Below are 21,081 nucleotides of genomic sequence, written 5' to 3'. Positions count from 1 at the left end.
GGTCGAGAAGAGAATCAGGCTTTCCAGGGCAGCGGCGGGGCGGTCAGCCGTGGGCCGTCGAACTCGGGGATGGTGCCGAAGCGGGGGCTCTCGGCCTCCCAGTCGCGCTGGGCCTCGGCGATCTCGGCCTTGCTGTGGCCGACGAAGTTCCACCAGATCAGGATCTCCTCGCCCAGGGGCTCGCCCCCCACCAGCAGGACCCGGCCGCCGGTTGGCAGGGTCACCGTCACCTCGTCGCGGCCGCGGCCCAGGTAGGCCAGCTCGTTGGGCGGGAAGGTCTCGCCCTCGATCGCCAGGTCGCCCTCCAGGGGCAGCAGGCCGTATTCGAAATCCGCGCGTAGCGGCAGGCGCAACTGGCCGCCTCGGGGGCTGGCCAGGTCGAGGGCCACCAGGGGCGAGAAGGTCAGGGTCGGGGCCCGGTGACCGGCGAAGTCACCGACCAGCAGGGTCAGCTCGGTGCCTTCTTCTTGCCAGCGCGGCAGGGTCGGGTAGTGATCGAAGCGCGGGTCGGTGGCGCGATCCGCCTCGGGCAGGGCGATCCATAGCTGGGCGGCGTGCAGGGTCGCCTCGCCGGGGAGCGACTCTTCGGTATGGCTGATGCCGCGGCCGGCGGTCATCAGGTTGACCTGGCCGGGGCGGATCACCTGGGCGGTGCCCAGGCTATCGCGATGGAGGATCTCGCCCTCGATCATCCAGGTGAAGGTCTGCAGGCCGATATGCGGATGGGGCCCGACCTTGAGGCCGGGGTCGTCCGCCGCGAAGTCGGCGGGGCCGATATGATCGAGGAAGCACCAGGCGCCGATCAGCCGGCGCTGGCGGCGGGGCAGGGCGCGATTGACGGGGATGCCGCCCACCTCGGCGCTGTGCGGCGTGACGTGCTGCACCTGGCGCTTGCCATCGACGACCGGACAGTCGAGGGAGGTGGCGAGCTCGCGTTCGTTGACGAGATTGCTCATGGTTCGGGTTTCCTGAAGTCAAGGGAGAAGGCTCGGCCCTTAGCATAGGCCCTGTGGGGCCTTGCCAGGTGCCGAGCCTTCGACGCTATTCCGATGGAGTCGCCCCGGGGGGCGGGCCTACCGGTCGAGCCAGGCGGGCGCTGCCTCGCGGGGCGATGGCGGATGCCTCGGCTTAGCCTTGCTGGCTCTGCTGGTTGTAGCTCTGCATCAGGTTGGCATAGGCGGGCAGGTGGCCGGCCAGCAGGCCGCCGAAGCCCTCGATATCGTTGCGCCAGTCGCGGTGCAGCTCGCAGCCCACCCCGAACCAGGTCATCAGCTGGGCGCCGGCCTGGGACATGCGATCCCAGGCGGCGTCCCGGGTGGTCTGGTTGAAGGTGCCGGAAGCGTCGGTGACCACGAAGACCTCATAGCCCTCCTCCAGGGCGGAGAGGGCCGGGAAGGCCACGCACACCTCGGTGACCACCCCGGCGATCAGCAGCTGCTTCTTGCCGGTGGCCTTGATGGCGGCGACGAACTCTTCGTTGTCCCAGGCGTTGATCTGCCCGGGGCGGGCGAAGTAGGGGGCCTGGGGGAACATCTCCTTGAGCTCCGGGACGATGGGGCCATTGGGGCCGGTCTCGAAGCTGGTGGTGAGGATGGTGGGAATGTCGAAGAACTTGGCGATGTCGGCCAGGGCCAGGACGTTGTTCTTGAAGTCGTCCGGGCTGTAGTCGCGCACCAGGGAGAGCAGGCCGGCCTGGTGATCCACCATCAGCAGGGCCACGTCATCCTTGTTCAGTCGGTTATAGGTAAAGGACATGATCGTTCTCCTTTCGCGGTCGTGGGTTACCCTGGCCGGCGATCATCGCCGGCCAGGGAGTGGAGGGCATGAGTCGATTCATGCGCCTCCTGGGTTGCCGAACTTCCCGGTCTGGAAGTCGGCAAAGGCTTGGTGGAGCTCGGCCTCGTGATTCATCACGAAGGGGCCCTGGCCGGCCACCGGTTCATCGATGGGCTCGCCGCTCAGCAGCAGTAGCGTGGCGTCGTTATTGGCCTCCAGGTGGAGGGTGTCGCCGCGACGCTCGAAGGCGACGACGCTCTCGTCGCGGACGATGCGCTCGCCGTTGACCAGCAGCGTGCCCTCCAGCACCACCAGCAGGGTGGTATGGCCCTCGGGAACCTCGAGGTGGGCATCGCCGCCGGCCACCAGGCGCAGGTCCCAGACATTGATCGGGGTGAAGGTGCGCGCCGGGCCCGTTTGATCAAGATAGCGGCCCGCCACCACCCTGACCTGTCCGGCCTCATTCGGCAGGGCGATTCGCGGAATCTCGCCGTCGAGCAGGGTCTGGTAGGCCGGCGGGGCGGACTTGTCCCGGGCCGGCAGGTTGACCCACAGCTGCACCATCTCCAGGATGCCGCCGGCCTCGGCGAAGGCCGGGGCGTGGTACTCCTCGTGGACGATGCCGGCGCCGGCGGTCATCCACTGGACGTCGCCTTCGCCGATCCGGCCGCCGTGCCCTGCCGAGTCGCGGTGCTCCAGGGCGCCCTGGTAGACCAGGGTCACGGTCTCGAAGCCCCGGTGGGGATGGGGGCCCACGCCGCGGCGATACCGGCTAGGCTCGAAGCGATGGGGGCCGGCATGGTCGAGCAGCAGGAAGGGGCTGAGGTGCTCGGCGCCCAGGCGGTCGTAGCTGAGCAGGGAGCGCACCGGGAAGCCATCGCCGACCCAATGGCCGTGCGGGGCACCGTATACTGCCTGGATCTTTTTCATCGGTTGGCTCCTATCAAGGGGGAGAAGCGTCGTCTCCCGATGATGGATAGCCTATTTAAAGAACGGTGATTCCACTAGACGGCTAATATAACACCCAGCGTTGCAATAATAGGACGATAGAATGCAGGACCTCAATGACCTCTACTACTTCGTGCAGGTGGTGGACCATGGCGGCTTCGCCCCGGCCGGGCGCGCCCTGGGCATTCCCAAGTCGAAGCTGAGCCGGCGTATCACCCAGCTCGAGGAGCGCCTCGCCACCCGCCTGATTCAGCGCTCCACGCGACACTTTTCGGTCACCGAGCTGGGGCAGGCCTACTATCGCCACTGCCTGGCGATGCTGGTGGAGGCGGAGGCCGCCGAGGAGCTGATCCAGCGCCATCACGCCGAGCCCCAGGGCACGGTGCGGCTGAGCTGTGCGCCCAGCGTGCTGCACTACCTGATCACGCCGCTGCTGGTGCGCTTCATGGCGCGCTGTCCCCGGGTCGAGGTGCAAGTGGAGGCGACCAGCCGGCGGGTGGACGTGATCAAGGAGGGGTTCGACCTGGCGATCCGGGTGCGCTTCCCGCCCCTGGAGGACAGCGACCTGACCATGAAGGTGCTGGCGGCGAGTCCCCAGCGGCTGATGGCCGCGCCGACGCTGTTTGCCGACCGGCCACGGCCGCGCAGTCCGGCGGATCTCGCCGAGCTGCCGAGCCTCGATTTCGAGCAGTATGACCACCGCCACTGCTGGGATCTGGTGGGGCCCGATGGCGCCAGCGCGCAGATTCCCCACCGGCCGCGGCTGGTCACCGACAGCGCCGAGACCCTGCATACCGCGGCCCTGGAGGGGCTCGGGGTGGTCAAGCTGGGGCTATTGGTGGGGGCGCGGGATATGCAGGCGGGGCGCCTGGTCGATGTGTTGCCGGGCTGGGAGCCCCGGGGCGGGATCCTGCATGCGGTCTTCCCCTCCCGCCGGGGGCTCTTGCCGGCGGTGCGGGCCCTGCTCGACTTCCTGGACGAGCAGATCGCCGAGGAGGATTTTGCCACCCCGGAGGCGCTGATCAACGCGGGCGGTGCGTCCTGACGGAGCAACGAAAACCGCCGCCCTGGAGGGCGGCGGTTTGGCGTCGTGGTCGCGGGGATCAGCGTAGCGAGAGGGCGCCGGCGCCGCTGTCGTCGCCCACTGCCTCGCGGTAGGCCTTGGCCTCCTCGGCCTCGACCTCGGGGGAGAAGCGCACCAGCAGGGCGCAGGAGGCCAGCACCAGGACCGCCAGGCCCAGATAGAAGAGCCCCTGCTGGTAGGTGATGGCCTCGGAGCGGAACAGGAAGGCCGCGGCCACCGCCCCGACGTTACCGCCGGCGCCGACGATGCCGGCCACGGCGCCGATGGCCTTCTTGTTGACGAAGGGCACCACGCCGTAAGTCGCGCCCTCGGCCATCTGCACGAAGAGGCTGAACACCAGCATGATGCCGATGGCGTACGACAGCACGTGCATCTGCGAGAAGGCCACCAGGGCGATGCCTTCGCAGAGCAGGGCGATGAAGAGCCAGCGCACCCGGCCCTTGAGGCCGCCCTGGCGGGCGAAGAGGTCGGAGAAGACGCCGCCCAGGGTACGGGCGAAGATGTTCATCAGCCCGAACAGCCCGGCGAGCATGCCGGCGGTGGCCAGGGTCAGGTCGAAGTGGTCGAAGAAGTAGATGGCGGCGATGTTGTTGATGGTCAGCTCGACCCCGAAGCAGGCGGCATAGACCAGGAACAGGGCCCAGACGCGAATGTCCTTGGCGGCGGCCAGGAAGCTCTGGCCGGCGCCGTTCTCGCCGTTGGCCGGGGGCAGCTCGCCGCGCTCGCGGAGCTCATCGAAGTTGCCGTCGGGGGCGTCCTGGGTAAAGCGGTAGTAGGCGATGCCGGTGACGAAGAGCACCACGCCGGGCACCACCATGGCCAGGCGCCAGCCCAGGGTCTCGCTGACGCCGAGCATCAGCAGGCCGGAGAAGATCAGCGGCATCAGGATCTGGGTGGTGCCGCCGCCCAGGTTACCCCAGCCCGCCGAGGTGGCATTGGCCGTGCCCACCACATTGGGGGCGAACATCATGGTGGTGTGGTACTGGGTGATGACGAAGGCGGCGCCGATGGCGCCGATCGCCAGCCTCGCCAGCAGGAAGGCCTCGAAGCTGTTGGCCAGGCCGATGCTCATCACCGGGATCGAGCCCAGCACCAGCAGGCCGCTATAGGCCTTGCGGGGGCCGATCTTGTCGCACAGCACGCCGATCGCCAGGCGCACGATCACGGTGATCAGCACCGAGGCGATGATGGTATTGCCGATCTGGGTCTGGGTGAGGGAGAGATCCTCGCGCACCACCGCCATCAGCGGGGCGATGCCGAACCAGCCGAAGAAGCAGATATGGAAGGCGAACCAGGAGAAGTGGAAGGCGCGCATCTGCGGGGTATTGAAGCTGAACAGGCGAATCCTGTTGGCCTTGTTGCGAATGTCCATGGCTATGACCTCGTCGAGTAAGTGGGACGACCGTCGCGGCGGAAACAGGGGGGGCCGCTGTTTCGCCGAGCCTTCGACATTGAAGGGGGGGCGACGCACTCGTACTCCGAGGAGCCTGGTCTACGCCTACCAGCAAGGTATCCAATCCATAGCAATCACCTTGCCGGAATCGCTATTCCTCTTTTATTTCAGCTTGTTGAGGTTTGGCTCCCGGGGCGGCGAGGGCTCGCCGGGCCAGCGGAGTGGCCCAGGCTGGTGCAGGATGGTGGCGTCCGGCGCCCTCCTGGCGCATGGGCCCCAAATGCAGAACGCCCCGCGTTGGCGGGGCGTTCTGGGTAGAGGAACGGCGGAGGAATCAGCTATCGCTATCCGGGCGTGGCTCGCGGGGCGTGCTGGCCAGGACGGTGCCGGTCTCGCCGCTCTCCAGGCGCGCCAGCAGCAGTTCGGACTCGCGCTGGAAGGCGGCCAGGGCATCGCCCTCCAGGCGCTGGCTCTCCGGCAGCTCGACGCGCATGGCGTCGACCGGCTGGTTGTTGACGATCACCTCGTAGTGCAGGTGGGGACCGGTGCTGCGCCCGGTGTTGCCGGACAGGGCGATCTGCTCGCCCATGCTGACCCGGTCGCCGCGGCTGACCTGGGGTCGGGAGAGGTGCAGGTAGCGGGTGCGGTAGCCGTTGTCGTGGCGAATCACCACGTAACGGCCGGCGGCGGGGTGGTTGCCGACCTTTTCCACGCGGCCATCGGCCGGGGCGATGATGGGGGTGCCCACCGGCATGGCGAAATCGGTGCCATGGTGGGGGCTGACCCGACCGGTCACCGGATGGGTGCGGCGCAGGTTGAAGCCCGAGCTGAGCCGGTAGCTGCCATTGAAGGGGTAGCGCTCGAAGGCGGGATCCAGGCCGCGGCCATCGGGGGTGTAGAAACGGTCGTCGCTGCTGTTGCGAATCACGGTGAGGTCCATGCGGGCCCCCTCGTATTGCACCGCCAGGATCCGTGAATCGAGGGGCTGGCCGTCGATCATGTCGGACTCGACCAGTACCTGAAACTGATCGCCGCGACGGGTATCGCGGCGAAAGTCGAGCTTCTTGGAGAGGACATTGGTGAGCTGGGCCACCTCTCGGGCATTCAGGCCGGTGGCCTGGGCCGATCGGGCGAAGCTGCCGCTGACGCTGCCGGCGAAGAGGCGCTGGGTGGCTTCGCTGGCGCGTTCGATATCGGCCACGGCGAAGGCGGCCTCCTCGTCGCGCTCGATCAGGTAACCGTGGCGAGCATTCTTCATCACCCGCAGGGCCATCAGTTGGCCTTCTTCATCGCGCATGTAGTCGAAGCTGCTGCCGACCCGCCAGCGGGTCAGGACGTTCTGGTCCGGCAGGGCCTCGAGCAGGCGCAGGGCCTCGCTATACCCCATGCCCAGGTGGCTCTGGGCCAGCACCGCGAAGGTATCGCCCTGCTGTACGGTATAGGTCTCCCAGCGCGGCTCGAAGACCTCCTCGGCCTGGAGCTCGTCCTCCAGATAGATATGCTCGCTGTCGAAGAGTGCCAGGGGGCCATCGCCAAAATCCTCGTAGGAGGTGGCGGTTTCCCAGCCGCCTTGGCGCAGCTCGTTCAGCGCCAGTGCCACGCGCATCGCTTCGGGATCCAGGAGCGTTGCCCTCGCGCTGCCATCTTCCCGGGGGAGGGTCTCGTGGCGGGGCGCCAGGGCCAGCAGCCGAGCTTGGTTGGGGGTATCGCGATGCCAGGCATCGTCGCCGCCCTGGGCGTCGGGGAGAGTGACGCCGGCGGATTCGGCGTGCTCTTCCAGGGAAATCAGTTGGGTGGTCAGGCGAGCATCATCGCGGGAGTCGATGACGGTGAAGATCTGTTGTGCGCCCAGCACGGTGACCATGGTGGCAACGGGTAGCAGCAGCAACTTATGCGTGCGGGGCAGCGAATGAAGGATTCGCAACATAGAAAATGGCCGTAAAAATAGTGAAAAAGGGTGCCAAAAAACCCAAGAACCATACCCTATGCTGTGTAGCCTGCCTAGCCTGTATATGCAAACAGAAACTCCGGGCCTCCCCCTGGGAGGCCCGGTGCGACGCGATCCGCTAGCATAAACTAATTGACCTTTGGCGCAACCTCGAAGCGATGTCCCCTCGATGACAGTGTCGTTGCCGGTGCGATGGGGGCGCTCGCCGAGGCTCGCTTAGCCTTCGATGAAGGTGCCGTTGCGGTAGTCGAGCAGGGCCTGCTCCAGCTCCGCCTGGGTATTCATCACGAAGGGACCATAGTGAGCGATGGGCTCGCCATGGGGGTGGCCCGCCAGCAGCAGCGCCTCGCCTCCCGACTCGCCACCCTCCAGCGCCAGGTGCTCCCCGGCGCCCAGGCTGGCCAGTTGGCCGGTGGCGACGGCTTGCCCGCCGACCGTCAGCTCGCCGGCGAAGACATACACCAGCAGGGTCGGCGCCTCCACCGTCAGGGCCAGCCGGCTGCCCGGGGCGAGACGGGCATGAGCCACGGCGCCACGGCCCGCCAGGGCGTCCAGGGGGCCCTCGATGGCGTCGCCCTCCTCGGCCTGCCAGTGACCGCCGAGGGCGATCAGCTCGGCGCCGCCATGGGCCAGGCGCGGCATCTCGTCGCCGCGCACGTCCCGGTAGGTGGCCGGGCTCAACTTGTCGTCGGCGGCCAGGTTGAGCCACAGCTGGAAGGCGTGCAGCCCCTGGCTATCGGTCAGTGGCATCTCCGAGTGGATGATGCCGCGGCCGGTATGCATCCACTGGGCGTCGCCGGCGGCGATGGTGCTGGAGTGACCCAGGTGATCCTCATGGGTCAGGCCGCCATGCAGCACATAGGTCAGGGTCTGGATGCCGCGGTGAGGGTGGGGCGGAAAGCCGGCCAGGTAGTCATCGGGACGATCCGAGCCCAGTTCATCGAGCATCAGGAAGGGATCGATGCCGCCGCCAAACTCATGGATGCGACGAATCTTGACCCCGGCGCCGTCCTGGCTGGGCTGGTTATGGCGGATCTGGGTGACCCGGCGAAGCCGTTGAGCAGTCATGGCGGGAACCTCCGTTGATGTGTCTGACTGGCATATTAGTCTGATTTTTTCGAAAATTAAGCGCATATATTCGCAATTGATATTCGAGGAAATCGAAATGTCTAGAGTCACCCTGGCCCAATGGCAGACCCTTGCCGCGGTGGTGGATCACGGTGGTTTCGCCCGCGCCGCCGAGGCGATCCACAAGAGTCCCTCGACCCTCAATCATGCGGTGCACAAGCTGGAGGAGCAGCTCGGCGTCAGGGTGCTGGAGCCGGTGGGGCGCCAGGTGCGCCTGACCGAGGCCGGCGAGATGCTGCTGCGCCGTGCTCGCCAGCTGATCGAGAGCGCCGAGTCCCTGGAGGACGTGGCGGGGCGGCTGGCCGAGGGGCTGGAGGCGGAGGTGGTGCTGGCGGTGGATCAACTGTTTCCTCCGGATGCCCTGGCCTGGGCCCTGGATGCCTTTTCCGCCGCCTACCCCCATGTGCGGGTGCAGCTCCACGAGACGGTGCTCAATGGCGGCATCGAAATGCTCTATGACGGCCGTGCCGATCTGGTGGTCACCGGCCTGGCCGCCCAGGGATTCCTGGGGGAGCCCCTGGTGACGGTGCGCTTTATCGCCGTGGCCCACCCCGAGCATCCACTGCACCGGCTGGGGCGTGAGCTGGACCTGCGCGACCTGGTGCAGCATCGCCAGCTGGTGGTGCGCGACTCGGCGCAGCGCCAGTCGATGGACTCCGGCTGGCTCAAGGCCGAGCAGCGCTGGACCGTGAGCCACCTGGACACCTCCATCGGCATGCTGGAGCGGGGCCTGGGCTTCGCCTGGCTGCCGGAAACGCGCATCCAGGCGGCCCTGGAGAGTGGCCGTCTGCGCCCCTTGCCGCTGAGCGCCGGCGGCATTCGCCAGGTGCCCATGCAACTGATCTACCAGGATCGGGATCGGGCCGGGCCGGCCACTCGGGCGATGGGGACCAACCTGGCGGAGGCGGTGAGGCTCTGTGCTGTCGATTCGATTTAATCGAAAGAAATGCCGGAAATTATGGGCTTGATGATCGATTTGATCGGAATACCCTGGAGGTGACGCCAGCTAACTTCAGGAGAGTGACATGGGCCTTTTGATCGACGGCAAGTGGAGCGACCAGTGGTACGACACCAAGACGCACGGCGGCGAGTTCGTCCGCGAGTCCGCCCAGCTGCGGGACTGGGTGACCCGCGATGGTCGCCCCGGCCCCGAGGGCCAGGCGGCCTTGCCCGCCGCCGCGGAGCGCTTCCACCTCTATGTCTCCCTGGCCTGCCCCTGGGCCCACCGTACCCTGATCCTGCGCCGGCTCAAGGGGCTCGATGACCTGATCGGCGTCTCCCATGTCAGCCCGCTGATGCTCGATCAGGGCTGGACCTACGAGGAAAGCGAGGGTTCCAGCGGCGACCCCGTCAACGGCGTCGCCTACCATCGCGAGCTCTACACCCTCACCGACCCCCACTACACCGGGCGGGTCACGGTGCCGGTGCTGTGGGACAAGTGGGAACGACGCATCGTCAATAACGAGTCGGCGGAGCTGCTGCGGATCTTCAACGACGCCTTCGACGACCTGACCGGCAACGACCTGGACCTCTACCCGGCGGACCTGCGCGAGACCATCGACGCCATCAATGACGACGTCTACGACCATATCAACAACGGCGTCTACAAGAGCGGTTTCGCCACCGACCAGAAGGTCTACGAGAAGCATGTGACGGCGCTGTTCGCGGCCCTGGATCGGGTGGAGGCGCGCCTGGCCGAGCATCGTTACCTAGCGGGGGAGTGGCTCACCGAGGCGGACATTCGCCTGTTCACCACCCTGGTGCGCTTCGATGCGGTCTATCACGGCCACTTCAAGTGCAATCTGAAGCGCATCGAGGACTACCCGAATCTCGCCAACTATGTGCGCGAGCTCTACCAGTGGCCGGGGATCAAGGAGACGGTGAGCCTCGACCATATCAAGCGCCACTACTACTACAGTCACGACACCATCAATCCGACGCGCATCGTGCCCCAGGGGCCCGAGCTGGACTTCGAGCGGCCCCATGATCGGGAGCGCCTGCCGGGCCAGGGCATTCGCCGCAAGGGGTAAGGGCCTTACCCTTTCCTGGCCAGCCAGCGGTCCAGGGCATTGGCGAATTCGCGGCGGTCACCGTCCGAGTAGCCCTTGGGACCGCCGGTATGCTCGCCGCTGGCGCGAAGCGTTTCCATGAAGTCCCGCATTTGCACCCGGGCGCGAATATTGTCCTTGTTGAGGGACTCGCCACGGGTGGTCATCACCCGGGCGCCGCGCTCCAGGGCCTCCAGGGCCAGGGGCAGGTCGGAGGTGATCAAGAGGTCATCCGCCTGGATGCGCTCGACGATCTCGTTGTCGGCGGCATCGAAGCCGCTGGCCACGCTCAGCGATTTCACCCACTTCGACGGCGGCAAGGGAATGCTGTGGTTGGCCACGAAGCAGGTGGGGGTGGTGGTGCGCTCGGCGGCACGCACGATGATATCGCGCACCACGCGGGGGCAGGCGTCGGCATCCACCCAGAGCTGGGCCGATGAGGAGGGCGGTGACATGGAGACTCCATACGATAAGGCTGGCTTCGCCGGGGTGTCGATGGTAGCATGCGCCCTCCTCGCATGTGTTGACCCCACCATCGTATTGGATCGTTCTTGTCGTCGCGTGTCGTCATGACCGCCCCGAGACAAGGCTTTGCAGGACGCCCGGCGAACGGCCGGCGTCGCTTTTGGAGATGGAGCGCTCTCGCCCCCGGCGAACCAGCGCATCAAGGTCGCCACAGCGGTTCGCCCAGGAGAAGGCGCGACGCTGCGCCTCCCACGAACCGAATGCCAGGTGCGACCGGCGTCTCAAACCCCCGTTGTCGATGTGGCCACGAGCCGCATGCTCCCGTACGTGTTGCGGGGTAGAGACGCCACCATGTTTCGTTGCCGGCCCGGCCGGCCTATCAAGGTGTGATTAATGACCTCGACTTCCGTCGTTTCCTCCAGCTTTGCCGAGCTGGAACTGCTCCCCGCTGTCCTTTCCGCCATCGAGAGCCAGGGCTATACCGAGCCTTCCCCGATCCAGGCGCAGACCATTCCTGCCCTGCTGGAAGGTCGTGACCTGCTGGGCCAGGCCCAGACCGGCACCGGCAAGACCGCCGCCTTCGCCCTGCCGCTGCTGTCGCGCCTCGAGCTGACTCGCCGCGAGCCCCAGGTGCTGGTGCTGGCGCCGACCCGCGAGCTGGCCCAGCAGGTGGCCGTCTCCTTCAGCAAGTACGGCCAGAACCTCCAGGGCCTGGAAGTGGCCACCCTGTGCGGCGGCCAGGAATATCGTGAGCAGTTGGGGGCCCTCAAGCGGGGTGCCCAGGTCGTCGTCGGTACCCCCGGCCGGGTGATCGATCACCTGGACCGCGGCAGCCTCAAGCTCGACGGTCTCTCCGCCCTGGTGCTGGACGAAGCCGACGAGATGCTGCGCATGGGCTTCATCGACGACGTCAAGCGCGTCGTCGCCGACACCCCCAAGAACGCCCAGCGGGTGTTCTTCTCCGCCACCCTGCCGGCGGAAATCGAGCGCATCGTCGATCGCTACCTGGTGGACCCGGTGAAGGTGGCCATCGAGTCACGCACCACCACCGGCGAGAACATCGAGCAGCGCCTGGTGCGCGTCGAGGGCGCCGCCAAGCTGGAAGCGCTGTCGCGCATCCTCGAGGTGGAGCCGGTGGATGCCGCCATCGTCTTCGTGCGCACCCGGGCCGCCTGTACCACCCTGGTGGAGCAGCTGACCGCCCGTGGCGTCAACGCCGCCGGCCTTTCCGGTGACCTGGACCAGAGCCTGCGCGAGCGCACCATCACCCGCCTCAAGCGCAGCAAGGTGGACGTGCTGATTGCCACCGACGTGGCCGCCCGCGGCCTCGACGTGCCGCGCATCACCCACGTGGTCAACTATGACCTGCCCCAGGACAGCGAGGCCTATACCCACCGGATCGGCCGTACCGGTCGTGCCGGGCGCAGCGGCGTGGCGATCACCTTCGCCGGCTTCCGCGAGACCCGCAAGGTGCGCTGGCTGGAGCAGGCCACCGGCCAGCAGATGAGCGAGATGCCGCTGCCCGACGAGGCCGCCATTCGCGCCCATCGTGACCAGGTCTTCCAACTGCGCGTGCGCGATGCCCTGGTACAGGGCGCCGACGAGCAGCGTGCCCTGGTGGAGGCCCTGGTGGCCGACGGCCAGGACCCGGTGGAGCTGGCCTGCGTGCTGGCCGCCCTGGCCCGCGCCGACGAGGCGCCCATCGGTCGCCTGCCGGCCCCCCGCGAGCGCAACGAGCGTGCCCCCCGTGAGCGTGGCGAGCGCGGCGCGCCCCGCGACCGTGCTCCCCGTGAGGGCATGACCCGTTACCGGGTCTCCGTGGGCCACAAGGACGGCGTCAAGCCGGGCCAACTGGTCGGCGCCCTGGCCAACGAGGGGGGCATCGAAGGCAAGCGCATCGGTCGTATCGATATCCGCAATGCCTTCTCGGTGGTGGAGCTGCCCAACTCCCTGCCGCCCAGCATCCTGGCCAAGATGGCCCGCGCCCGGGTCGCCGGTCGCGAGCTGGAGATCCGCGAGGACGGTGGCGCCCCCGAGCGGGCCCCGCGTCGTCGCCAGGATGGCGATGCGCCGATTCGCCGGCGCCACAGCGCCTAACGCCTGAACTGGCGTCCCCGCCTTCTGGGCGGGTCGTAACCACGCAGGCCGGGGACGTTCCCCGGCCTGCGTTTTTTTGGTTACCACCGAAACTGACGGAACCGCTTATCCAGGAGATGCCCCATGTGGCAAGGACTCTCGAGACGCGCCCGCGGCTACCTGATTACCGGGGCCGGGGTGCTGCTGCTTTCCCCGGACGCCCTCTTCGTCAAGGCCACCCAGGTGGAGGTGGAGGTGTTCATGTTCTGGCGGGCGCTGCTGCTGGGCCTGGTGCTGGGCACGGTGGCCCTGGCCCGCTATGGGCGCGGCCTGCCCGGGGCCGTGCGTGCCTGCGGGCCGGCGGCCCTGTGGTGCCCGCTGGCCTTCGCCGGCAGTGCCTGGGGCTTCGTGGCGGCGGTGCGCCTCACCGCCGCCGGTAACGTGCTGGTGATCCAGAACCTGGCGCCGCTGGTGGCGGGCCTGCTGGGCCTGCTGCTGTTCCGTCAGCGCCTGAGGGCCCAGACCTGGGGGGTGATCCTGCTCTGCGTGCTGGGGGCGGGGCTGATGGCCGCCGGCGAGGTGGGCCAGGGCTCGCCCCTGGGGCTGGTGGTGGCGCTGGCGATTCCGCTGTCGATTGCCGTCAACATGACCGTGGCCAGCGCCCAGCGCGGCGTGGATACCACCGTGATCCTGCCCCTGGGTTGTCTGGTGATGCTGCTGCCGGCCCTGGTGCTGGGCGGCATGCAGCTGCCGTCCTCGGCGGACCTGCTGCGTTTGCTGCTGATGGGGCTGGTGTTCCTGCCGGCGGCCTATTTCCTGATCCAGACCGGGCCCCGCTATCTGCCGGGGGCCGAAGTCAGCCTGGTGATGCTGCTGGAGACCCTGGTGGGCACCTTGCTGGTGTGGTGGTGGGTCGGCGAGGTGCCGCCGGCGCTGGCCTTCGTCGGCGGTGGCCTGATCCTCGCCGCCCTGATGGGCAGCGGCCTGCTGGACCTGCTGCGGCAGCGCCGCAAGGTGGCCGAGGGCGCCCCGGACCCGCAGCAGGCCCTCGCCGAGGCCGCCGCCCGGGAGGCCGGAGACGACTCGCCGGGGCTAGCCGAGCAGCCGGGCCAGTTACAAGAGACGCGCGAAGCGCGCTAGCAGCGAGCTCGCCTCCGGCGTGGTGGTGACCCCGGCCATCAATGCCCGCGGGTCCTGGCCCTGGTCGCGCAGGGCGGCCACCTGGCGGGCCAGGTAGGCATGCATCACCGCCGGGGTGAACTCCGGATGGAACTGCAGGCTCCACTGGCGCGGCCCGTAGCGCAGCGCCTGGTGGGCATCGTGGGCATTGCGGGCCAGTACCACGGCGTCCCGGGGCGCCTCGAGCACCGACTGGGCATGGGTCAGCTGGGCCGGGAAGCGCTCGGGCAGGGCGCCGAGCAGGGCATCCTCCCGGCCGGCCGGGGTCAGCGTCACCGCCCGGGTGCCGGATTCGCGTCCCGCCGGGTGGTAGTCGACCGTACCGCCGAAGGCCGATGCCATCAACTGGTGGCCATAGCAGACCCCCAGCATCGCCAGATTGCGCTCCTGGGCCTCCACCAGCCAGGGCTTGAGCGCCTCGCTCCAGGGCTCGGCCTCGCTCACCATGCTATGGGAGCCGGTGAGATAGAGGCCATCGACCTCGTCCAGGTCGGGCAGCGCCTCATGGCGGGCATCGAACACCGAGGCCTCGAAGCCCTCCCGGGCCAGGGCCTGCCGGAACAGCGCCTCGAAGTCGCCATGGGCCGCCACCACCTCGGGGAAGGCCTCGCCGGTCTTGACGATCAGCAGTCGTGGCATGGCAGGCACCTCACGCCTTGGTCAGGCGCTGGCCCAGCGCCGCCATAAAGTGGCTGCCCGCCTCCAGCTCGGCGACCTCGATATACTCGTCCGGCTGGTGGGCCTGAGCGATGCTGCCGGGGCCGCAGATTACCGTGGGCAGCCCCCGGCGCTGGAACTGGCCCGCCTCGGTGGCGTAGGCCACGGCGCCGGCGGGGCGCTCGCCCAGCAGGGCCTGGCAGAGTTCGAGTACCTCGGCATTATTGTCGTCGGCCAGGGCCGGCACCGTCTCGTTGAGGGCCTCGGTGACGATGGATGCCTGGGGCGCGCGCTGACGCATCTCGGCCTCGAGCTCGGTGGCCCGGGCCTGGACCCGGCCCAGCAGCTCCTCGAAGCGATCCGACGGCAGGTGGCGAATCTCCCACTCGAAGACGCACTCCCGGGCCATGATATTGATCGCCGTGCCGCCGGCGATCTTGCCCACGTGCAGGCTCGAGTGGACCACGTTGAAGGCCTCGTCGACGCGTCCCTCGGCCTTGAGCTCCGCCATCACCTCCTCGATATAAGTGACCAGCCGCGCCGCCACATGGATCGCCGAGACCCCCTGGTCGACCTGGCTGGAGTGGCTGGCGCGGCCGGTGACGGTGGTGCGCAGGTTGGTGGCGCCCTTGTGGGCCACCACCGGGTGCATCAGGGTCGGCTCGCCGACGATCACCGCGGCGGGGCGCGGGTGTTCGGCCATGAGTTTCTCGATCATGCGCGGGGCGCCGATACAGCCCACCTCCTCGTCGTAGGAGAGCGCCAGGTAGATGGGCACCGGCAGGTCGAGTCCGACCCACTCGGGCACCTGGGCCAGGGCACAGGCGATAAAGCCCTTCATGTCGCAGGTGCCGCGACCATAGAGGCGGCCGTCGCCCTTGTCGGTGAGGGTGAAGGGATCGCTGGACCAGGGCTGGCCGTCCACCGGCACCACGTCGGTATGCCCGGAGAGCACGACGCCCCCGGCCACTTCGGGCCCGATGCGCGCCAGGAGGTTGGCCTTGCGCCCGTCGTCGCTCTCGATGCGCTGATAAGGCACGCCATGGTCGTCGAGATAGGCCTCGACCCAGCGGATCAGCTCCAGGTTGGAATCCCGGGACACGGTGGCGAAACCCACCAGGGTCTCGAGCAGTTGGCTGGCGGTCATGATCTGACTCCTGTCGATGATACGGCCAGCCTACCATGGCCGCCCCGCCGCCGGCAGCGGGGCCAGGGCAGGAGGCCGATGGCGGCGCGCACAGTATCGGAAATCGGGGGCCTAGCCCAACACTGCCAGGGGAGGAGGGTTTCAGTAGTGATACCGTAGCTGGGCAATCAGCAGTGAGTCGTCCACGACCTTGTAGACGAGGCGGTGCTCATCCGTGATACGCCGGGACCAGTAGCCGGCAAGGCCGTGCTTGAGAGGCTCTGGCTTGCCGACTCCTTCGAAGGGGGTGCGCTGGATCTCTTTGATCAGTTGATTGACCCTGCGCAGCACCTTCTTGTCGGTCTTCTGCCAATAAAGGTATTCCTCCCAGGCGTGCTCGGAAAACATGAGCTTCATTCCTCGATGAGCTCTCGTTCCGCGCCTTTGCCTTCTTCCAGTTGCGCGATGGATTCGAGCAAGCGCCGTGCATTCCTGGGGGAGCGCAGCAGATAGGCGGTTTCCTGCAGGGCCTCATAATCTTCCAGCGAGATCATCACCACCGAGGGGGCCTTGCTGCGAGTGATGACGATGGGTGCATGGTCATCACAGACCTGCTGCATGGTCTTGGCAAGCTGAGTGCGAGCCGCAGTGTAGCTGATGGCGTCCATGATGATTCACCTGTACGGGATGTTGAATGTACAGAATATTGTACATGGTGGGCGGTAGCAATCGGCAATAACCGGCAACCTGCCCCTTTTTCCCGGCGGCAGGCGCTAGAGCAGCTCCCGGGTCGCCTCCATGACCCGCCCGTCCACGCCGCGTTGGATCTTGTCCTCGATCTCCGCGAGCAGCGACTCCACCTTTTGCGGTGTCGTGGCCACGGCCACGAAGGTCCATTCGCTGGCCTCCAGGCGGTCGAGGTCGCCGCTCTCGCAGACCGCTATCGCCGGGTGGCGCCCGAAGCGTTCGTGGAGGCCACCCATGCGCTGGCGTTTCTCCTTGAGGGAGCGACAGCCGGGCAGCGAGAGTCGCAGGGTCAGGATACCGATATGCATGGCGTCACCTTTGCCCCCATTCCCGGGGCACGCCGTCCAGGCGTGCCAGGAAAAGGTGGGTGTCACTCTTCGAATGAATGGCGTTGCTGGCTTGCGCAGGCCATCAGTCGGCCATCATCGCCGTGATCGCCCGCATCAGCTCGGGATTGAAGGCCTCGGGCCTGGCCATGTGCAGGAAGTGGTCGCTCTCCTCCAGGATTACCGCCTCGAAGCCGGGGAGATGCCCCCGATTGGCCTCGATGTCGGTGGGCCACAGGTCGGCGTTGATGGCTACCACCGGCACCGCCAGCGCCGCGAAGCGCTGGGCGGCATCACCGTTCACCTGGGCCGCCATCAGTGCCTCGAAGGCGCCGAGTGCCACCCTTGGCGGTGCCGCCGACATGTCGGCCACGACCCAGTCGCGCAGCGCAGGATCGCTCTGCTCGATGAACATCTGGGCCACGAATTCGCTCGCTCCCGCGGGGAAGTCGGCCTGCAGCGGCGCCAGCCAGTCGTCGAGCTGGGCCTGGGTCAGCGTCATGCCCACGTCGTGGAAGGTATCGACCCCCACGATACCGATGACCCGCTCCTGCATCAGGTGGGCCGCTTCCACGCTCACCGCGCCCCCCATGGAGTGCCCAACGAGGATCACCCGCTCGGCGCCCAGGTCATCGACCACGGCCTTGACGTCCTCGCCGAAGGCCGCCATGTCGTAGTGTTCGCGCCCCAGTCCCGAATGGCCGTGCCCCGCCAGGTCGAGCGTGACCACGCGGTGGTGCGGTGTCAGGTGTGGCAGCTGCGCTCGCCAGTAGCGTGCATCGCAGCTCCAGCCGTGCACCAGGACCAGCGTCGGCTCCCCTGTGCCCCGCACCTCGTAGGCGATCGGCACCCCATCCGCCGATGGGGTCATGCGCGGCCAGTCGGCCTCGCTTGCCAGCGCTCGCCCGGCCAGCGCCAGCAGCACCACCAGCGCGACGAGGCGTATGCCCGGTGAACCCCATGCCGTCATGATCATCTCCTCCGAGGCGTTGCGTCTCTTCGCCAGCATAGTCAAGCCAGCGGCCCCCTGTGGTGGGCGGCGCTAGAGGTTCCTGTCGCTTAGACACTGACCAGGCTGGCGCGGCTGGTGCCGTTGCCCAGCGGTGCCACCTGAATCTGCACCGGGATGCGTTCGTGCATCTCCTGCACATGGGAGATCACCCCGACTCGGCGGCCCAGGGCCTGGAGGCCGTCCAGGGCCTCCATGGCCAGGGCCAGGGACTGGGGATCGAGGCTGCCGAAGCCCTCGTCGATAAACAGCGACTCGATGGTGAGCTCTCCGGAGGCCAGGGAGGCGAGGCCGAGGGCCAGGGCCAGGGAGACCAGGAAGGTCTCGCCGCCGGAGCGGCTGCACCAGCACCTGCGCGAGTTGGGCCCCGTGCCACGGCCAGCTTCCTGCACCAGCATGCCGGCCTGCTCGGCCAGGTGGCCGAGGTGAAGACACGAGCGCCTGCCGGTCATCTACGAAGGCAGGGACGAGCTGCTGGGCCGCACCCAGAGTTATGGGGTGCACGAGAAGCCTGCCGACTACCTGGAGAGCTTCGAGACCTTCATCCGCGAGCGGCTCAACGACTCGGTGGCGCTGGGTGTGGTGGTCAATCGCCCCCGTGACCTTACCCGCGAGACCTTGAAGGAGGTGCGTCTGCTGCTCGATGGCGCCGGCTACAGCGAGGCCCGGCTGGAGAGCGCCTGGCGCAACGCCACCAATCAGGAGATCGCCGCCAGCATCGTCGGGCATATCCGCCGCGCCGCCCTGGGCGAGGCGCTGGTGCCCTTCGAGCAGCGGGTGCGTGACGCCATGCAGCGCATCTACGCCCTTCATGGCTCGACCGCCTGGCCAAGCAGCTCACCCACGAGGTGGTGCTCGACCGCGACTTCATTCACCAGCGCTTTGCCGAGCAGGGGGGCATCAGGCGCCTGGATGCCGTGCTCGACCATTACCTCGACGAGGTCCTCGAGGCCCTCAACGACGCCCTCTGGGAAGCGAGCTGACATGTTCAAGAAACGAGATTTTTTCGACACGTTGCGCGGGCATGTCGATGGCATCGACACGTCGTCACGACATGTTTAAAAATCTCGGTTTTTTCGACACGTCCTCTGGATATGTCGACGGCATCGTCATGACGGCCACCGTAGAGCGGCGCGAAGTTAAAATAGCGGCAGGCCTTATTTTAATTTCAGGCGTAACTTAAAATAAGGCGCGACGCTATTTTACCCAGGCCCGCTTTCGAGCGGTGAGAGGGAGCCCCCATGGAACGCGGACTCACAGGCCACTACGAGGACAGCATCGCTGGCGGCGTACGCTGCCAGGCGTTCATCCCCGACCCGTTGCCGCCACGGCCGGCGCTGGCGCTGGACGGCAAGCTGCAGGGGCGCATCAATCAGGCGATGCTGGCGCTGGGCCGTCTCGACGCCATCAGCACCCTGCTGCCCGACGCCTCACTCTTCCTCTACAGCTATGTACGCAAGGAAGCCGTCATGTCATCGCAGATCGAGGGCACCCAGTCCTCGCTCAGCGACCTGATGCTCTACGAGATGGAGGGCATGCCGGGCGTACCCATGGACGATGTGCAGGAAGTCTCCTGCTACGTGAATGCGCTGATGCTGGGCGTGCAGCGCATCCGCGAGGGCTTCCCCATCAGCCATCGCGTGGCGATGGAAATGCACACGACGCTGATGACGTCCGGGCGTGGCATCAACCGTGGACCGGGGGAGTTTCGCAGCAACCAGGTGTGGCTCGGGGGGCACCGCCCCGATGAAGCGGTCTTCGTGCCGCCGCCGCCCCATCGGCTGGCCGAGTGCTGGGCGGCGCTGGAGCGCTTCATCAATGACATGCCCGAGGCCACCGACCCACTGATCAAGGCCGCCCTGACCCACGTGCAGTTCGAGACCATCCACCCCTTCATGGATGGTAACGGGCGCCTGGGCCGTCTGCTGATTCCGCTGATCCTGGTGGAGGCGGGCATCCTCAGCGAGCCCTTGCTCTACCTGTCGGTGTTCTTCAAGAAGCATCGCCAGGTCTACTACGAACGCCTGCAGCAGGTGCGGGTCACCGGCGACTGGGAGGCCTGGCTGCTGTTCTTCGTGGACGCCGTGGCCGAAACCGCCAATCAGGCAGTTGCAACGGCTCGGCGGCTCAACCAGCTGCGCGAGCAGGACAGGGCACGCCTCGGCGAGCTGGGCCGCCAGGCCGGCTCGGCGGGGCTGCTGCTCGACGCGCTCTTCCAGCAGCCCATCGCCAATGTCGCCCACCTGAGTGAACGCACCGGGCTGACGCCGGCCACCGTCGGGCGTGTGCTGACCCCTCTCGAAGACACCCTCGGCATCGTCCGTGAGCTGACCGGCCAGAAACGCAATCGGATCTTCGCCTACCGGGCCTATATCGACATACTCAATCAGGACCCCTCATGACCCAGAACGACATCGTCCAGAAGCTGTGGAACCTCTGCGACGTGCTGCGCGACGACGGCATCAACTACTCCGACTATGTCACCGAGCTGGTGCTGCTGCTGTTCATCAAGATGGAGTACGAGAACACCCAGGCCGGGCTGCTCAACGCCGGCTAAAAATCGGGCGGGGACGTATCCCTTTTCCCTCCGCCACAGACAAGCAGAGACATCACGATGGCATCACTACAGGAAGAGGACTCGCTGTTTTCCGATCGGCAGCTGATCATGCTGGCCGGCGAGGCCGCCTTCGGCCGCGGCATGGCCTATTACCGTGAGGGTATGGTGGTCGACTGGAACAGGAAGGGCACCACCATCACCGCCGATGTGGAGGGCAGCCAGCGCTATCGCGTGGTGCTGAAACTGAGCAAGCGTGGCCTGGATGGTGGCTGCGACTGCCCGGCCTCCGAGGGCATCGATTTCTGCAAGCACTGTGTGGCGACCGCCCTGGCGTACCGGGCGGAGCAGGGCGAACAGATCGACCCGGATGAAGGCGGGGAAAGCGATCGGGTTCGCACCTACCTGGAGCAGTTGGATAAGGCCTCCCTGGTGGAGGCCTTGGTAGATCTGATCGAGGAAGATCCGGTGTTGCATCACCAGTGGTCACTGCGGGCCGATGCGGTGCTCGGCGTGCTCGACCATAAGGCACTGAAAAAGGGTTCTTCGTCACTTCATGTGGATTTGGCCTGATCGGACAAGCGGCCCACGGGGCTGCCAATCAGGTAGATCATCGC

General features: G+C 67.2%; 23 protein-coding genes. 9 read left to right on the top strand and 14 right to left on the bottom strand.

The window, feature by feature from the left end; all coding sequences use genetic code 11:
• Positions 1-14: 14 nt before the first annotated feature.
• The 3 genes from IHD13_RS11845 to IHD13_RS11835 form a co-directional block, all read right to left on the bottom strand.
• Positions 15-956 (bottom strand): pirin family protein, encoded by a 942-nt coding sequence (locus IHD13_RS11845; protein WP_195861259.1) that lies wholly within the window; start codon positions 954-956, stop codon positions 15-17.
• Between the two features lie 172 nt (positions 957-1,128).
• On the bottom strand, positions 1,129-1,755 hold the full coding sequence (gene ycaC / locus IHD13_RS11840; RefSeq protein ID WP_195861258.1) for an isochorismate family cysteine hydrolase YcaC: 627 nt from the start codon (positions 1,753-1,755) through the stop codon (positions 1,129-1,131).
• 78 nt (positions 1,756-1,833) lie between these two features.
• A complete protein-coding gene (locus IHD13_RS11835; RefSeq protein ID WP_195861257.1) occupies positions 1,834-2,706 on the bottom strand; it encodes a pirin family protein in 873 nt (290 codons plus the stop codon).
• Between the two features lie 121 nt (positions 2,707-2,827).
• Here IHD13_RS11835 and IHD13_RS11830 point away from each other — a divergent pair, with 121 nt between their 5' ends.
• Complete coding sequence (locus IHD13_RS11830) at positions 2,828-3,769, top strand: LysR substrate-binding domain-containing protein (protein ID WP_195861256.1); 942 nt, start codon at positions 2,828-2,830, stop codon at positions 3,767-3,769.
• Positions 3,770-3,827: 58 nt separating this feature from the next.
• Here IHD13_RS11830 and IHD13_RS11825 read toward each other — a convergent pair whose 3' ends face one another.
• From IHD13_RS11825 to IHD13_RS11815, 3 genes are all read right to left on the bottom strand, one after another.
• Entirely contained in the window at positions 3,828-5,180 is a 1,353-nt protein-coding gene (locus IHD13_RS11825; RefSeq protein WP_195861255.1) for an MFS transporter, read from the bottom strand.
• A 355-nt stretch (positions 5,181-5,535) separates the two neighbouring features.
• Positions 5,536-7,128, bottom strand: coding sequence for a peptidoglycan DD-metalloendopeptidase family protein (locus IHD13_RS11820; RefSeq protein ID WP_195861254.1), 1,593 nt, complete (start codon positions 7,126-7,128; stop codon positions 5,536-5,538).
• 237 nt (positions 7,129-7,365) lie between these two features.
• Positions 7,366-8,217: a pirin family protein gene (locus tag IHD13_RS11815; RefSeq protein WP_195861253.1), complete on the bottom strand. Its 852-nt coding sequence runs from the start codon at positions 8,215-8,217 to the stop codon at positions 7,366-7,368.
• Between the two features lie 97 nt (positions 8,218-8,314).
• Between IHD13_RS11815 and IHD13_RS11810 the strand changes: the two genes are divergently transcribed.
• Positions 8,315-9,214: a LysR family transcriptional regulator gene (locus tag IHD13_RS11810; protein ID WP_195861252.1), complete on the top strand. Its 900-nt coding sequence runs from the start codon at positions 8,315-8,317 to the stop codon at positions 9,212-9,214.
• Positions 9,215-9,302: 88 nt separating this feature from the next.
• Positions 9,303-10,307 (top strand): glutathione S-transferase family protein, encoded by a 1,005-nt coding sequence (locus tag IHD13_RS11805; protein WP_195861251.1) that lies wholly within the window; start codon positions 9,303-9,305, stop codon positions 10,305-10,307.
• A gap of 5 nt (positions 10,308-10,312) precedes the next feature.
• Here the strand turns inward: IHD13_RS11805 and IHD13_RS11800 are convergent, their stop codons facing one another.
• Entirely contained in the window at positions 10,313-10,780 is a 468-nt protein-coding gene (locus IHD13_RS11800) for a YaiI/YqxD family protein (protein ID WP_195861250.1), read from the bottom strand.
• A gap of 403 nt (positions 10,781-11,183) precedes the next feature.
• Here IHD13_RS11800 and IHD13_RS11795 point away from each other — a divergent pair, with 403 nt between their 5' ends.
• Positions 11,184-12,887 carry a DEAD/DEAH box helicase gene (locus IHD13_RS11795; protein WP_195861249.1) on the top strand — a complete coding sequence of 568 codons (1,704 nt, stop codon included), beginning with the start codon at positions 11,184-11,186 and terminating at the stop codon, positions 12,885-12,887.
• Between the two features lie 123 nt (positions 12,888-13,010).
• Entirely contained in the window at positions 13,011-14,006 is a 996-nt protein-coding gene (locus IHD13_RS11790; RefSeq protein WP_195861248.1) for a DMT family transporter, read from the top strand.
• On the opposite strand, the gene IHD13_RS11785 is transcribed toward IHD13_RS11790, so the two are convergent.
• The 7 genes from IHD13_RS11785 to IHD13_RS11755 form a co-directional block, all read right to left on the bottom strand.
• Positions 13,980-14,684 carry a glutamine amidotransferase gene (locus IHD13_RS11785; protein WP_195861247.1) on the bottom strand — a complete coding sequence of 235 codons (705 nt, stop codon included), beginning with the start codon at positions 14,682-14,684 and terminating at the stop codon, positions 13,980-13,982. The genes IHD13_RS11790 and IHD13_RS11785 overlap by 27 nt on opposite strands.
• A 10-nt stretch (positions 14,685-14,694) precedes the next feature.
• Positions 14,695-15,849: an acetylornithine deacetylase gene (gene argE, locus IHD13_RS11780; protein WP_195861246.1), complete on the bottom strand. Its 1,155-nt coding sequence runs from the start codon at positions 15,847-15,849 to the stop codon at positions 14,695-14,697.
• Positions 15,850-15,990: 141 nt separating this feature from the next.
• Positions 15,991-16,245, bottom strand: a complete 255-nt coding sequence (locus IHD13_RS11775) for a Txe/YoeB family addiction module toxin (RefSeq protein WP_195861245.1) — start codon at positions 16,243-16,245, stop codon at positions 15,991-15,993.
• Positions 16,242-16,496 carry a type II toxin-antitoxin system Phd/YefM family antitoxin gene (locus IHD13_RS11770; protein ID WP_195861244.1) on the bottom strand — a complete coding sequence of 85 codons (255 nt, stop codon included), beginning with the start codon at positions 16,494-16,496 and terminating at the stop codon, positions 16,242-16,244. Before IHD13_RS11770 ends, IHD13_RS11775 begins: the two co-directional genes overlap by 4 nt.
• A gap of 105 nt (positions 16,497-16,601) precedes the next feature.
• On the bottom strand, positions 16,602-16,883 hold the full coding sequence (locus tag IHD13_RS11765) for a DUF503 domain-containing protein (protein WP_195861243.1): 282 nt from the start codon (positions 16,881-16,883) through the stop codon (positions 16,602-16,604).
• 103 nt (positions 16,884-16,986) lie between these two features.
• The gene (locus IHD13_RS11760; RefSeq protein WP_195861242.1) at positions 16,987-17,871 is read right to left on the bottom strand and encodes an alpha/beta fold hydrolase; all 885 of its coding nucleotides are present in this window, start codon (positions 17,869-17,871) and stop codon (positions 16,987-16,989) included.
• 89 nt (positions 17,872-17,960) lie between these two features.
• Positions 17,961-18,308 (bottom strand): SbcC/MukB-like Walker B domain-containing protein, encoded by a 348-nt coding sequence (locus IHD13_RS11755; protein ID WP_230086268.1) that lies wholly within the window; start codon positions 18,306-18,308, stop codon positions 17,961-17,963.
• 100 nt (positions 18,309-18,408) lie between these two features.
• Here IHD13_RS11755 and IHD13_RS18225 point away from each other — a divergent pair, with 100 nt between their 5' ends.
• The 4 genes from IHD13_RS18225 (at position 18,409) to IHD13_RS11735 (ending at position 21,037) form a co-directional block, all read left to right on the top strand.
• A complete protein-coding gene (locus IHD13_RS18225; RefSeq protein WP_442786572.1) occupies positions 18,409-18,972 on the top strand; it encodes a type I restriction-modification enzyme R subunit C-terminal domain-containing protein in 564 nt (187 codons plus the stop codon).
• A 179-nt stretch (positions 18,973-19,151) separates the two neighbouring features.
• A complete protein-coding gene (locus IHD13_RS11745; RefSeq protein WP_195861241.1) occupies positions 19,152-20,312 on the top strand; it encodes a Fic family protein in 1,161 nt (386 codons plus the stop codon).
• Entirely contained in the window at positions 20,309-20,467 is a 159-nt protein-coding gene (locus IHD13_RS11740; RefSeq protein ID WP_326838346.1) for a type I restriction-modification system subunit M N-terminal domain-containing protein, read from the top strand. Before IHD13_RS11745 ends, IHD13_RS11740 begins: the two co-directional genes overlap by 4 nt.
• Before the next feature lie 57 nt (positions 20,468-20,524).
• Positions 20,525-21,037, top strand: coding sequence for an SWIM zinc finger family protein (locus tag IHD13_RS11735; protein WP_195861240.1), 513 nt, complete (start codon positions 20,525-20,527; stop codon positions 21,035-21,037).
• The last annotated feature ends 44 nt before the right edge of the window (positions 21,038-21,081 follow it).

Source organism: Halomonas sp. 328 (assembly GCF_015645095.1).
In the GTDB taxonomy this organism is placed as follows: Bacteria; Pseudomonadota; Gammaproteobacteria; order Pseudomonadales; family Halomonadaceae; genus Bisbaumannia.
Note: the sequence above shows the minus strand (reverse complement) of the source record. Positions and strands in the feature narration are given on the sequence as shown.